At 63.9% G+C, this 12,721-nt stretch carries 13 protein-coding genes; 12 read left to right on the top strand and 1 reads right to left on the bottom strand.

The window, feature by feature from the left end:
* Nucleotides 1-37 precede the first annotated feature (37 nt).
* Nucleotides 38-835 carry an SDR family oxidoreductase gene (locus F3J17_RS00115; protein WP_167052611.1) on the bottom strand — a complete coding sequence of 266 codons (798 nt, stop codon included), beginning with the start codon at nucleotides 833-835 and terminating at the stop codon, nucleotides 38-40.
* Between the two features lie 229 nt (nucleotides 836-1,064).
* On the opposite strand from F3J17_RS00115, the gene F3J17_RS00110 reads away from it, so the two are divergent.
* The 12 genes from F3J17_RS00110 (at nucleotide 1,065) to F3J17_RS00055 (ending at nucleotide 12,674) form a co-directional block, all read left to right on the top strand.
* Nucleotides 1,065-1,757 carry a helix-turn-helix transcriptional regulator gene (locus tag F3J17_RS00110; protein ID WP_167052609.1) on the top strand — a complete coding sequence of 231 codons (693 nt, stop codon included), beginning with the start codon at nucleotides 1,065-1,067 and terminating at the stop codon, nucleotides 1,755-1,757.
* Between the two features lie 26 nt (nucleotides 1,758-1,783).
* The gene (locus F3J17_RS00105; protein WP_167052607.1) at nucleotides 1,784-2,224 is read left to right on the top strand and encodes a hypothetical protein; all 441 of its coding nucleotides are present in this window, start codon (nucleotides 1,784-1,786) and stop codon (nucleotides 2,222-2,224) included.
* A 178-nt stretch (nucleotides 2,225-2,402) separates the two neighbouring features.
* Nucleotides 2,403-3,902, top strand: a complete 1,500-nt coding sequence (locus tag F3J17_RS00100; RefSeq protein WP_167052605.1) for an aldehyde dehydrogenase family protein — start codon at nucleotides 2,403-2,405, stop codon at nucleotides 3,900-3,902.
* Nucleotides 3,903-3,925: 23 nt separating this feature from the next.
* Nucleotides 3,926-5,254: an aspartate aminotransferase family protein gene (locus F3J17_RS00095; RefSeq protein WP_167052603.1), complete on the top strand. Its 1,329-nt coding sequence runs from the start codon at nucleotides 3,926-3,928 to the stop codon at nucleotides 5,252-5,254.
* A 106-nt stretch (nucleotides 5,255-5,360) separates the two neighbouring features.
* Nucleotides 5,361-6,302 carry a helix-turn-helix domain-containing protein gene (locus tag F3J17_RS00090; RefSeq protein ID WP_167052601.1) on the top strand — a complete coding sequence of 314 codons (942 nt, stop codon included), beginning with the start codon at nucleotides 5,361-5,363 and terminating at the stop codon, nucleotides 6,300-6,302.
* A 218-nt stretch (nucleotides 6,303-6,520) separates the two neighbouring features.
* Nucleotides 6,521-7,969: an APC family permease gene (locus F3J17_RS00085; RefSeq protein ID WP_167052599.1), complete on the top strand. Its 1,449-nt coding sequence runs from the start codon at nucleotides 6,521-6,523 to the stop codon at nucleotides 7,967-7,969.
* 287 nt (nucleotides 7,970-8,256) lie between these two features.
* Entirely contained in the window at nucleotides 8,257-8,460 is a 204-nt protein-coding gene (locus F3J17_RS00080; RefSeq protein ID WP_167052597.1) for a hypothetical protein, read from the top strand.
* 265 nt (nucleotides 8,461-8,725) lie between these two features.
* A complete protein-coding gene (locus F3J17_RS00075) occupies nucleotides 8,726-8,995 on the top strand; it encodes a DUF333 domain-containing protein (RefSeq protein ID WP_167052595.1) in 270 nt (89 codons plus the stop codon).
* Entirely contained in the window at nucleotides 8,992-9,681 is a 690-nt protein-coding gene (locus F3J17_RS00070; protein WP_167052593.1) for a hypothetical protein, read from the top strand. Before F3J17_RS00075 ends, F3J17_RS00070 begins: the two co-directional genes overlap by 4 nt.
* Nucleotides 9,682-9,847: 166 nt before the next feature.
* Entirely contained in the window at nucleotides 9,848-10,261 is a 414-nt protein-coding gene (locus F3J17_RS00065) for a DUF3597 domain-containing protein (RefSeq protein WP_167052591.1), read from the top strand.
* Nucleotides 10,262-10,614: 353 nt separating this feature from the next.
* On the top strand, nucleotides 10,615-11,964 hold the full coding sequence (locus F3J17_RS00060; protein WP_167052589.1) for a reverse transcriptase family protein: 1,350 nt from the start codon (nucleotides 10,615-10,617) through the stop codon (nucleotides 11,962-11,964).
* Nucleotides 11,961-12,674, top strand: coding sequence for an MAPEG family protein (locus F3J17_RS00055; RefSeq protein WP_167052587.1), 714 nt, complete (start codon nucleotides 11,961-11,963; stop codon nucleotides 12,672-12,674). Before F3J17_RS00060 ends, F3J17_RS00055 begins: the two co-directional genes overlap by 4 nt.
* Nucleotides 12,675-12,721 lie beyond the last annotated feature (47 nt).

Here is a 12,721-nt window from a genome sequence, read left to right as displayed (position 1 = left end):
CAAACAAGGAAACGCGACAAACAAAAAAACAAAAAACCTAAACCCGCTCAAACGCCAAAGTAGGCACATCCACAACCGAAGCCCCCCCGTCAGCCACAATCACCGCCCCAGTAACAATACTCGCAGCATCCGAAGCAAGAAACCCACAAACCCGAGCAATCTCATCCGCACCAGCAGCCCGCCGCATAGGCACATCCGCACAAACCCGCGCATAAGCCTGCTCCAGCGTATCCCCATACCGCTCGACAAGCGGCACCATTTCCTCATCGGCCATTGGCGTCTTGACCCACCCGGGGCACACCGCATTCACCCGCACACCTCGCGGACCATAATCACGCGCAAGCGAGCGCATCAACCCAATCAGCGCGTGCTTGGCCGTGGTGTACCCACAAACCTCAGGGCCAGCGGCCAGCGAAGCAATCGACGCCACCATCACAATCGATCCCCGCCGCGCAATCAACTGCGGCAAACAGGCCCGCGCACTCACGAACGCCGTATCCAGATTGGCGCGCATCGCGCCGGCCCAATCGTCATCGCTGGTTTCAAGGGCGCTGCCCGCTCCCAATCCACCAGCACAGGCGATCAGGCTAGTGACACCGCCCTCAGCCGCCAGCGCAGCACTAAACCGCTCCCAATCCGCTGCGCTTGCAGCATCCCCTTCCAGCACGATGCCGCCCGTCATCGCCGCGACGCGCTCAAGCGGCGCTCGTCGGCGTCCGATCAGCGCAACGCGCGCTCCTTGCGCGGCAAAGAGCCTGGCGCAGGCTTCGCCGATTCCGGTTCCTGCTCCGGTGATCACCACGCAGCCCTGTTCGGGCGAGTAAGGGGATGTCATGTCGATAGCTCCTGAAGGGTTAGCACCGCATAGGTGTGCGCGCAGTCTAGGCGTCGGGCATCGGCGGGCCTATCGGGCAAAAGGATGACAACGCGGATCCGCCCGCACGAAGCGGCGCGCGTATTCATTTGCCAATTAGCGCTCACACCTTGCCGTCTTGCGTGCCTAGCATCGTCGATACGAACCGTCCGGCAAGGACCGCAGCACCACAGGATCACGGAGACCGCTCATGCCCACGCAAGACTGCCGCGCCGCGCTGGAAACGGCCGTCGCTACGCTCTCGAAGCTCGCGCGCCCCGGCGCGACCGTGTTCTACCGGATCGGCGCCGACCAGCAGCCTTCGAGTTTCGAGCTCTTTGGCCTGGCGGAGACCATGCATCGCACCTGGCTACAGCGCTATCTCGTGCTGGATCCCATGCATCCATCGCGTTATCTGCGTCAGCGCGGCAATGTGCTCACGCTCGCGCTCGAATTGCCTGAGGCGCTGCGCGGTGAGTCCGTCTACTGGCGGCGTTTCCTGCAGCCGCATCGCGTGGTGGATGTGATGGAAGTGCTCCTGCGCGACGAGGGCCGTGTGATCGGCGCGTTTTCGCTGTTGCGCTTTGCGCCGGATGCGGCGTTCACGCAGCACGAAATCGATCTCGCGGGCGCTGTGCAGCCGTTGCTGGAGCTTGCGCTTGCACCCATGCTGCGCAGCGAAAGCGCAATTCATGTCGTCTCAACCGGCGATGACGCCGAGGCGCCGCGTCTCACGCATCGCGAGGAACAGATCGCCCGTCTGGTGCGCGATGGGCTGTCGAACAAGGCCATCGCGCGCGATCTGGCGCTTTCGCAGCCCACCGTGAAGACGCATCTGCTGCGCATGTTCCGCAAGCTGGGCGTGTCGAGCCGCACGGAACTGATCGGCGCGCTGTTTCTTTGACCTGCCATCACAACGAGGACTGCACGATGAACGCCCTCGCGCCCTTGCTCAATGAACTCGACGACGCAGCACCCGCTGCGTATGACGAATCCGGGTTCCTGCTTTACGCGGTCGCCGCGCTGGCCGTCGAACCGGCCGGCGAGCCTGGCTGGTTCCGCCGCTGCGCTCACTCGGGCGCAGCCGTGATCTCACGCGAGGAGGACGTCCCAGACGTGCTGCTGCGTCTGCCCGACTGCTGGAATATCGCCGATGCCGCGCGCTGCCAGGGCCTGCATGACGATCCCGATATCGTCGCCGTCGATCCGCGTTTCAGGCATGGCGTCGACGATACGGCCTTCGCCATCGTCGCGCATGACGACGGGCGGCGTCATGTGCTGCTGATGCAGGTGAACGCCGCCGAAGCCGTGCTGATGCCCGAGCGCCCGTTTCGCGAGCGCGATGCTTTCGAGCGCTGCGTGTGGCCGTAAAGACGCGCAGGGTGCTCAAGGCAACGATGAACGTTTACCCGCACCGCGCGGCGATCTGCCAATTTGCGCTAACGCCCGATTATTCGCGCCCCTAAAGTCGGCATCAGAAGCCGTGCCCGCCCGCGCGGGCCAGGTGCTTACCGCGTACCCACTGTGTGACAAGCGAGAGATTGACGATATGAGTAGCGATGCGAAGGTCCGGGTCAACGACAGCGTGCGTGCGTTCGTCGCGCGCGAACATGGCCTCTTCATCAACGGCGGCCCGCAGCCCGCGCAGAGCGCGAAGCGTGTCGAGGTGTTCGATCCGTCCACCGGCGAGGTGATCGCCACCGTCCCCGATGCCGATGCCGCCGATGTCGGCCGCGCCGTCTCCAACGCGCGCGAGGCCTTCGATGCGCGCGTCTGGAGCGGTCTGCGTCCCGCCGATCGCGAGCGCATCCTGCTGCATCTGGCCGATCTGATCGAAGCCAACGCCGAGGACCTCGCGCAACTCGAAACGCTGGAGCAGGGCAAGTCGATCAACATTTCGCGCGCGATCGAAGTGGGCGCGACGGTCGAATACGTGCGCTACATGGCCGGCTGGGCCACCAAGATCACGGGCGAAACGCTCGACGTGTCGATTCCGTTCCCGCCCGGCGCGCGCTATACGGCGTTCACGCGCAAGGAGCCGGTGGGCGTGGTAGCGGGCATCGTGCCGTGGAATTTCCCGCTCATGATCGCCGTGTGGAAGCTGATCCCGGCGCTCGCGGCGGGCTGCACGATCGTCATCAAGCCGTCGCCGGAAACGCCGCTCACGGCGCTGCGCCTCGCGGAAATCGCCGTGGAAGCGGGCATTCCGCCGGGTGTCTTCAACGTCGTCACGGGCGGGCGCGAATGCGGCGCGGCGCTCGCCTCGCATCCTCAAATCGCGAAAATTTCGTTCACGGGTTCGACGCCCACGGGCAAGCTGATCGGCACGGCGGCCGTGCAGAACATGACGCGTTTTTCGCTCGAACTGGGCGGCAAGAATCCCGCGGTGATGCTGGCGGATGTCGATGTCGATCAGGCCGTGCAGGGCGCGCTGGCAGGCGGCTTTCTGAATCAGGGGCAGGTGTGCGCGGCGGCTTCGCGCATCTATATCCATCGCAGCAAGTATCGGCAGATCGCCGATGGGCTCGCCGATGTCGCGCGCTCGATGACGCTGGGTGCGGGACTGGACCCCAACGCGCAGATCAATCCGCTCGTTTCCGCGCAGCATCGCGAGCGCGTGGAGCAGCATATCGCGCGCGCCCATGCCGATGGTCTGCGCTTCCTGGCTGGTGGCACGCGCGTCGATCATCCGGGTTACTACGTCAATCCGGCCGTGATCGCCGATGTGCCGCACGACGCCGCGCTGGTGCGCGATGAAGTGTTCGGCCCGGTGCTCGCGCTGATCCCCTTCGACGATCCCGCCGAGGCGCTGCGTCAGGCCAACGATTCGCCGTATGGCCTCGCCGCCAGTCTCTGGAGCAACGACCTGCGCACGGTGATGAATCTCGTGCCGCGTATCGAGGCGGGCACGGTCTGGGTGAATTGCCACGTGCCGCTCGATCCGTCGATGCCGTTTGGCGGCTACAAGCAATCCGGCATTGGCCGCGAATTCGGCAAGTACGCGGTCGAGGGCTTCACCGAAACCAAATCCATCTGCATCGCGCATTGAGAAGCGCATCCGAAGGAGACACCATGAGCAATCAATCCGCCTTCTGGCATCCGATGATTCACCCCGCCGAAATGCAGCGGCGCACGCCGATCCGCATCGTGCGCGGCGACGGCTGCTTCGTGTTCGACGAGCATGGCAAGCAACTGGTCGACGGCGTGGCGGGCCTCTGGAACGTCAACATCGGCCATAACCGGCGCGAGGTCAAAGAGGCCATCACCGCGCAGCTCGACGAGCTTGAGTACTTCCAGCTGTTCGACGGCATTTCGCATCCGCGTGCTGAGGAGCTTTCGCGTCTGTTGATCGAGATGCTCGAACCCGAGGGCATGACACGCGTGACGTATAGCTCGGGCGGCTCGGACGCGGTGGAGTCGGCGCTCAAGCTCGCGCGCCAGTACTGGAAGGTCGAAGGTCAGGCCGATCGCACCAAGTTCATTTCGCTCAAGCAGGGCTATCACGGCACGCATTTCGGCGGCGCGTCGGTCAATGGCAATACGGTCTTCCGCCGCAACTACGAGCCGAATCTGCCGGGCTGTTTCCATGTGGAAACGCCCTGGCTCTACCGCAATCCGTTCACGCAGGACCCGCAGGAACTCGGCCGAATCTGCGCCGAAATGCTCGAACGCGAGATCCTGTTCCAGAGCCCCGACACCGTCGCCGCCTTTATCGCCGAGCCGGTGCAGGGCGCGGGCGGCGTGATCGTGCCGCCGGAGAACTACTGGCCGTTGATCCGCGAGGTCTGCGATAAGTACGGAGTCCTGCTGATCGCCGATGAAATCGTGACCGGATTTGGCCGCACGGGCAGCATGTTCGGCAGCCGCGGCTGGGGCGTGAAGCCGGACATCATGTGCTTTGCGAAGGGGATTTCGTCGGGTTATATCCCGCTGGGCGCGACGGCTTTCAACGCGCGTATCGAACAGGCTTTCATGAAGAACGCCGATTTCACCGGCGCGCTGATGCACGGCTACACGTATGCGGGCCATCCGGTGGCGTGCGCGGCGGCGCTGGCGAACCTCAAGATCGTCGCCGATGAAAACCTGCCGGCCAATGCGGCGGCGCAGGGCAAGCATCTGCTCGAAGCCTTGCAGCCCTTTGCAAAGCGTTATGCGGCCGTTGGCGACGTGCGCGGACGGGGCCTGATGGTGGCGCTCGATCTGGTGAAGGACAAGGCCACGCGCGAGCCGATCGATCCAACCGACGGCTACGCCAATCGCGTGGCGGAAATCGCGCGCGAAAACGGCGTGCTGGTGCGTCCGGTGGGTACGAAGATCATCCTCTCGCCGCCGCTCGTGATCGAGACCGCGCAGATCGACGCCATGGTTCAGGCGCTGGCTGCAGGCTTCGAGGAGGCCTGAATTCAGGCATTTTTTTCAGGCAAGCGCTGACCCGCCTTCATCGATTAAGATTCGTCGATTAAACTTCGTCGATTAAGATGCTGTTGATTCATGCAGGAGACAGCAGATGGATTTCAGGGTCAGCGCGCTTGCCGATGTGCATGATCATTCGCTCGCGGTGAATGGCTGGGAGCAGGTCTATCGTCAGATGACGCCGGGCCGCTATGAAAGCCGCGTCGTGCAGGCCTCGTCGAGCGAATTTCATTTTTTCCGCGAGCAGACCAACCGCCGGGTGGTGCAGGCGGGCGTCTCGCCTGCCGGCTTTGCCTCGCTCGCGGTGCCGCTTTATGCACCGGTCGTGGGCACCTTCCAGGGCCAGAAGGTCGATGGCTACGCGCTCATGCAGCTTGGCCCCGGCGAGGAATTCCGGTTCTACACGCCCGAAGCCATGCACTACGTGGGCGTGAGCCTGCCCGCCGAAACCATGTTCGAACTCGTCGCCGTGACCATCGGCGAAGAGGCCGCGCGCCAGTTGCGCCGCAACGTGGTGCCGTTTCCCGCCGAAGCCGCTCAGGCGCTGCGCCAGCGCCTCGCGCCTTTTCTCGATGCGAGCGAGCGCGATGGCGCTGTGTTTGCGCATCCGGCTTCCATCAAGCGCTTTCAGGACGAAGTGCTGAGCGTGCTGCTCGGCCTGCTCGAAAGCGCGACGGGGCTGCCTTCGCGCGACCTCACGCACGCCACCTATAGCGACATCGTCAAGCGCTGCGAGCGCATCACCGAAGACAACACCCAGGAATCGCTCACTGTGCTCGATCTGTGCCGCATGTTGCGCTGCAGTCGCCGCACGCTGCAAACGAGCTTCCAGCGCGTGGCGAACGTCACGCCGGTGGAGTATCTGCGCTCGATCCGCCTGAATGCCGTGCATCGCCTGCTGCGCTCCACCAGCGCGGACGAACTGCTGATCGGCGACGCCGCCGCGCGCTGGGGCTTCACACACCTCAGTTATTTCGCACGCGAATATCGCGATCTTTTCGGCGAACTGCCTTCGCAGACAGTGCGCAAGGGTTGACGGTCCTGGCCGTCGTTTTACCCGTTATTTTTCGGTCTCCTTACACCGCGACACTTTTCGCGCACGATTCTCCTCCCGACTAACCCTGGTTCTGGCCCCGCGCCGCGCGGCTTGCCGATTTGTGCTGCCGGTCGGCAATTTTGGCTCCCTACAGTGTTCTCAACACCCGGCCCGCCCTGCGCGCCGCGGCACGATAACACCTCATCGGAGCGAGATACATGAACGTCGCGGCAGAACCCACGCCCTCGACCGAACTACGCAAAGGCGCCCTTGGACTGGGCTTCATTGTCTTTTTCGTCATCTCCGCCGCCGGGCCGCTGGTGGCCATCGCGGGCGGCTTTCCCATCGGCATCATGCTGGGCAACGGTGCGGGCACGCCGGCGCTGCTCATCGCCACCGTACTGATCCTGCTGCTGTTCGCGGCTGGCTATACGGCGATGTCGCGTCACGTCACCAACGCCGGCGGCTTCTACGCGTTCACCGCGCGCGGTCTGGGCGGCACGGCGGGGGGCGCTGCCGCGTTGCTCGCGCTGCTCGGCTACAACACGATGCAGATTGGCCTCTATGGCATGTTCGGCGCGGTGGCCTCCGGCTTTCTGCAAACGCACTTCGGCGTGAATGCGCCGTGGTGGGTGTGCTCGCTGGTTGCGATGGCGAGCATTGCCGTGCTGGGCTATCGGCAGATCGATCTGTCGGCCAAGGTGCTGTCGCTGCTCGTGCTCGGCGAATATGTGGTCGTGCTGATCCTCGATCTTGCGATTCTCAAGAGCGGCGGCGCGCATGGCGTGAATGTCGTTTCCTTCACGCCGCATGTGTTCATGAGCGGCACGCCCGCGCTGGGCTTCCTGTTCTGCTTCGCGAGCTTTATCGGCTTCGAGGCCACCACGATATACAGCGAGGAAGCGAAAGACCCGCAACGAACCGTGCCGCTCGCGACGTATATCTCAGTACTGCTGATTGGCGGCTTCTATGCGTTCTCGGTCTGGTGCATGGTGATCGGCGCGGGCGCGGACGATATCGTCAAGACGCTCAATGCGTTGCAGGACCCGACCACCTTCCTCTACACGCTCTCCGATCATTACGCCAACAGCACGCTCACGGCGGCGATGAGCGTGCTGTTCATCACGAGCGTGTATGCGGGCCTGCTGGCGTTCCACAACTCGGCGGCGCGGTACTTCTTTGCAAGCGGCCGCGAAGGTTTGCTGCCGAAATCGCTTGGCCGCACGCATGCGGTGCATTGCAGCCCGCATCGCGGCTCGTTGTGGCAGTCGGCGATTGCGGCAGTGGTGGTGCTGGTGTTCATCGTCGCGCACGCCGATCCGGTGCTCACGCTCTTCTCCTGGCTCACCAACGTCGCGACGCTGTGCATCATTGCGTTGATGACGCTGGCGTCGGCGGCGGTGTTCGTGTTCTTCCGCCGCCAGAGCGTGAGGCAGGAAGGCGCGCTGCGCGTCGTGTGGTTCCCGGTGATTTCGGGGATCGCGCTGGCTGCTGTTTTGATGCTCGCTATCGCTAACTTTCCGCTGCTCACGGGGGCGGGCGCCACGCTCTCGTATGCGTTGACGGCGCTGCTGCCGGTGTTCGCCGTGATCGGCGTGTATCTGGCGCGTCGCCTGAAGCAGCGTGATCCCGCGGCGTATGGACGGCTCGGCAATTCGCGCCTGTAATAGCCGTTGTCGTTTTCTGTTGGCTTGAATGTCGTAAGCGGCCCGTCGATGACGGGCCGCGCTGCGTTTACGGCCAGGGCACGCCAATTGCAGAGTCGCCGTTACGCGCTTCAACGATCGGCAACATTTTTTGCAGCGCGCCGTGCCCTGTTCGCTGGGCGTGGAGGCAGCCGGATGACGGTGGCATTGTCAAAGAGTGTCGGGCGACGTTTCGAATTCAGGGTCACAGCGCTACACTCGCCGGAAATTCAGCGGCCATTTAGCGGCCGTTCGATCAAGCATCGCGGATGCCGCAACAGCCATTCGAGGAAGATATGCCGGCTTTCATCGTCAAATACACGCATCGCCATATGAACACCACGACGGACATCGGCTCCGCGATCCGCGTCGACGCCGTTTCGGGCGACGCCGCCATCGATCAGGCCTGGGTCCTGCTCAAGCAGCGCCATCCCGGCGAGTACATCGTGGTGATGGCGGCGATCAGGAAGTAGCCGAGCCCTTGTGCCGCGTCAGGTTTGATCGGGCTTCCACAAATCGCATCGCGGCAAGTGAGTAAATTCCGAATTCGTGACGCCGCCCGCGCAGCCGCGCGAAGCATGTTGTACCGTCAGGGATGCGCGGGTTGCGATCGTCGTTTGGAGCGTCGATCCTCAAGAAGCCTCGCGTGTCGCCGCCCGGGCTGGCTAATGCCTGTTTGGGCTTGATGGGTTCATAGCCCGGCGGTGAATCAAAACGCTCGCTTACCCGGTGGCCAACATGAAAACAATCCACGTCCTCCCCGCACTCGTCGCTGCATTCTGCGCGACTGCCGCTTGCGCTCAACCGCTACCCACCAGTGCGCAAAGTCCCGCGCAGCAACAGGCGTCGCTGGCCAACCCGGCGTCGGTCAACTGCGTTCACATCGGCGGAACGCTACAGATCGTGCAGACCGCCGAAGGGCAGGCGGGCATCTGCAAACTGCCCAATGGCCACCAGTGCGAGGAATGGGCACTGCTGCGCGGCGAATGCCAGGCCGCCTTGCAATGAACACGCCAGCCGCAGATCGCGACTATGGCGACGACGTGCAGGTGCTCGCGCATGCCCTGCATGCGCAGATCGACCACGCTTCGTCCCGGCCGCAGTCCCGGGCGTGGGTCGTGCGCCTGCCGAATATCGATCGGGACGCGACCTTGCTGCTGCGTTTCTCGCCGCCCGAGGCGAAGGGGCGCATCGTGGTTGAGTGCGTGCTTTCGCTCGACGGTGTGCCGGTGCGGGCTCACGACTGCCTCAGCGTCGAGGCCCTGCGCGCGTGCCGTTTCCGCCCCATGATGTCGCTGTCGCTCAGCAAGAAAGCGAGCCACCTCGCCGAGGAGATCAAGGGACGTCTGATGCCCGGCTTTATCGACGTGCTCGAAAAGATTCGCGCGCAGCGTGGCGAGCAGGGCGAGGCGGATCCCGCACGGGCGTCGTATTCGCAAGGCGTGCCGCGCGGCTACACCGTTGCGCGGCCCGCGCACCTGTTCATCATGCCTGCGCTGCTGGCGAGCATCGGGCTGCATAGCACCGAGTGGACGGGGCATCGCTCGGTGGTGCTGCCGCGTCTCGTCACGGGCGGTCCACAAATTGATGTGCAGGTGGACAGCGAGCAGGCCGGCACCGTACACCTGTCGATCAGCGAGTTGCCGCTGGAGCGCGCGCAGGCCGTGCTGCAACTGATATGCGACATGCGATAAGCGCGAGTGCGGCGAATCGAACACCCACATCGTTCATGTGACAAGCACATTTCAGGGCATTTTCAGGACGGCGATTTTCCATGCTCCGGCATACTTCGCCTGACGAGGCAAAGACGGCGCTGCGGCGCCGCCTCGGCAACCAGCAACCCCCATAGGAGTCAAGCAAATGAGCATCTTCGGCGATATCGTGAACAAGCTGTTCCACAAGGCCAAGCCCGACCAGACGCCGCCGGCCGTCGAGCCGACGCCGGACCCCGCAGTGGCGCAAGCCGCCGCTCAGGCTGCCGCCCCCGAAGCCGCGCCGGCTCCCGCGCCGCTGACCGACGTCGATGTCGCGGCCGTGATGGACCAGCTCGTGTCCGAAAGCGGCCAGACGCTGAACTGGCGCGTGTCGATCGTCGATACGATGAAGGCGCTCGGCGTGGACAGCAGCCTCGACCATCGCAAGCAACTCGCGCAGGAACTGAAGTACTCGGGCGACATGAACGATTCGGCGAGCATGAATATCTGGTTGCACAAGCAGGTCATGGCGGCGCTGGCCGCGAACGGCGGCAAACTGCCGGCCGATCTGGCAGGCTGATCCGCTTTTCCATATTCCGGCATCGCCTGATGAGGCGAGCCGGGAGGTGAGGAAACGCCAAAGCGAGCCGCGGGAGTGAATCCCGCGGCTCGCTTTTTTATGGCGCATTGCACCGTGACGGGATGATTTCAGAGGTGCGCTTGACACGCGCGATACGCGGCGCTTATCTTCGGTCCGCGGGGCGGTGGGTCAAGCACGACCCGGGATCAGGCAGCACGCTCCCGGACGGCGGGGCTACCCCGCCGATGACTCGCAAGTCGCAATACATCGCAAGAGCGGCGTTGCGCTGACGCGCAAATGAGCTCTCGCCAGACTGGCACGTTGATCCATCGTCCCGCCTTTGCCTTTCCATCATGCAACCTGGTTTCCGGAACACGCTCGTCATTGTCTGCGACGCCATGCTTGCCGGTGCGCCCGAAGTGGCGGGCGTTGTGACACGGCTGACTGCGACGTTCGGGCTATACGGCGCATGGATGGAGGAAGTCGCCCAGCAGGCGGTCGACGCCTTCGGATCCCGCTGGGACGCCACGCGGGTCGATGAACTGACGCCGTTGCTGGAAAATGCGCCCGCAATCGTCGCGGCATTCAGCAGCCAAGCGTCGCCCGAAATCATCCGCATCATTCGACGCGCCCCGGCGCAGCGACCACCGCCGCCGCAACTCGCGCACATCGGCTTGCCGCATCTGCCCACGCTGCGCGATCTTGCCGAATGGCTCGAACTGAACGACAGCGATCTCGCCTGGCTCGCGACGCGCTGGCGGGTCGATCCCGGCGAGGCGTCGTCGCCCCTGCATCACTATTCGTATCACGCGCGCGAAAAGCGCGACGGTCGGCATCGTCTGATTGAGCGGCCGAAGTCGCTCATGCGCTTCGTGCAGCACAAGCTACTGCACGGTCTTCTCGATCACGTGCCGCCGCACGACGCCGCGCATGGGTTTCGTCAAGGGCGCAATATCGTTTCGTTCGCCGCGCCTCATGCGGATAAGTCGCTCGTGATTCGCCTCGATCTCGCGGACTTCTTTGCGTCGATCACGCAGGCGCGCGTTCACGCCACGTTTCACGCGCTCGGTTATCCGCTTGCCGTCTCGCGCGCATTGACGGCTTTGTCGACCAATCGTGTGCCGGTGCGCGTGTTGAGCTGCGGCGCGTTGAAAGACAAATTCGACTGGACCGAGCAACAGCGTCTGCGCGCGCGGCATCTGCCGCAAGGCGCATCGACATCGCCGGCGCTTGCCAATCTGTGTGCATTCCGGCTCGATACGCGTCTGGCCGCGCTTGCCCGCTCGCTGGACGCGGACTACACGCGTTATGCGGACGATCTGGCCTTTTCCGGCGCGGCGCGTCTGGAGCGCGTGGCCGATCGCTTGCCGCTCTGGGTCGCGGCTATCGCGCTAGAGGAGGGTTTTACGGTCCAGCCGCGCAAGACGCGTGTGATGGCGCGCGGTGTCCGGCAGCAGCTTGCGGGCGTCGTCGTGAACCGGCATCCGAATCTCGCGCGCGACCGGTTCGACGCGTTGAAAGCACTGCTGACCAATTGTGTCCGCCACGGCCCGGTTTCGCAGAATCGCGATGGCCGGGCGGATTTTCGCGCGTCGCTCGCGGGACATGTCGCGCACGCGACGATGTTGAATCCCGCGCGCGGCGCGAAACTGCGGGCGATTTTCGATCGCATCGACTGGAATCGGCTCGAATCCGCGAGTTGATTGCGCTTGCCGCGACGCGAGCCCATGCATCGCTGCCCGAAACTGAGAGGAAATTCATGAGCGATCCCAACCCGGATATATCCGATTTTCGTCGGCAACGCTCGCGGGGCATGCGTGCCATCGCCGTCTCGGCGTTGATTGCGCTGGCGCTCTGGCTGGGCATTGCTCACGGGATGTCGCCGTTGCCTGGCATGGAGGGCGTCGCTGCCCGGATGCTACTGACGCTCAAATGCTTTTGCGTGGCCGTGCTGTTCTGCCTCGTGACCGGTGTGGAAGCCGTGGCGCATGAACGGCTGACATCTCCGGCGTTCGATCCGTTGCAGCGCTTCGAGACAAGAAGGCTGCTCGTCAATCAACGGTATCTGCAGAACACGGTCGAGCAGATCATCGTATTTGGCGCGGCGCTATTTGGCCTTGCGGCTTATTGCGCCGATGGCGAGGCAATGCGCGCCGTGGTGGCGACCACGGTAGTCTGGATTGTCGCAAGAGTGGCGTTCTGGCTTGGCTACCATCGCAGCGCGGCGCTGCGCGGGCTTGGCGCGCCGGGAATGGCACTGAGCATGATCGTGCTGCTCTATGTGGCGAGCCGGTTTGGGGATGAAATCGCCGGTAAGGTAGGGGCGATCGTGCCGGTTGCTGCCTTCTTCCTGATCGAAGCCGTGTTGTTCTGGGGCACGCGACCGAAATCCGCCGAAACGCCCAATCGATAAAAAAACGCCAACCATCGCTGGCTGGCGTCTGACTTGAAGGCCGTGCC

The sequence above is a fragment of the Burkholderia sp. Ax-1719 genome (assembly GCF_011753055.1).
Classification (GTDB): Bacteria; Pseudomonadota; Gammaproteobacteria; order Burkholderiales; family Burkholderiaceae; genus Paraburkholderia.
Note: the sequence above shows the minus strand (reverse complement) of the source record. Positions and strands in the feature narration are given on the sequence as shown.

Coding starts and splice junctions, on each gene's coding strand:
- F3J17_RS00110 (WP_167052609.1), top strand. CDS start 1,065: ATGCCCACGCAAGACTGCCGCGCCGCGCTGGAAACGGCCGTCGCTACG.
- F3J17_RS00075 (WP_167052595.1), top strand. CDS start 8,726: ATGAAAACAATCCACGTCCTCCCCGCACTCGTCGCTGCATTCTGCGCG.
- F3J17_RS00070 (WP_167052593.1), top strand. CDS start 8,992: ATGAACACGCCAGCCGCAGATCGCGACTATGGCGACGACGTGCAGGTG.
- F3J17_RS00085 (WP_167052599.1), top strand. CDS start 6,521: ATGAACGTCGCGGCAGAACCCACGCCCTCGACCGAACTACGCAAAGGC.
- F3J17_RS00060 (WP_167052589.1), top strand. CDS start 10,615: ATGCAACCTGGTTTCCGGAACACGCTCGTCATTGTCTGCGACGCCATG.
- F3J17_RS00115 (WP_167052611.1), bottom strand. CDS start 835: ATGACATCCCCTTACTCGCCCGAACAGGGCTGCGTGGTGATCACCGGA.
- F3J17_RS00080 (WP_167052597.1), top strand. CDS start 8,257: ATGCCGCAACAGCCATTCGAGGAAGATATGCCGGCTTTCATCGTCAAA.
- F3J17_RS00065 (WP_167052591.1), top strand. CDS start 9,848: ATGAGCATCTTCGGCGATATCGTGAACAAGCTGTTCCACAAGGCCAAG.
- F3J17_RS00090 (WP_167052601.1), top strand. CDS start 5,361: ATGGATTTCAGGGTCAGCGCGCTTGCCGATGTGCATGATCATTCGCTC.
- F3J17_RS00100 (WP_167052605.1), top strand. CDS start 2,403: ATGAGTAGCGATGCGAAGGTCCGGGTCAACGACAGCGTGCGTGCGTTC.
- F3J17_RS00095 (WP_167052603.1), top strand. CDS start 3,926: ATGAGCAATCAATCCGCCTTCTGGCATCCGATGATTCACCCCGCCGAA.
- F3J17_RS00105 (WP_167052607.1), top strand. CDS start 1,784: ATGAACGCCCTCGCGCCCTTGCTCAATGAACTCGACGACGCAGCACCC.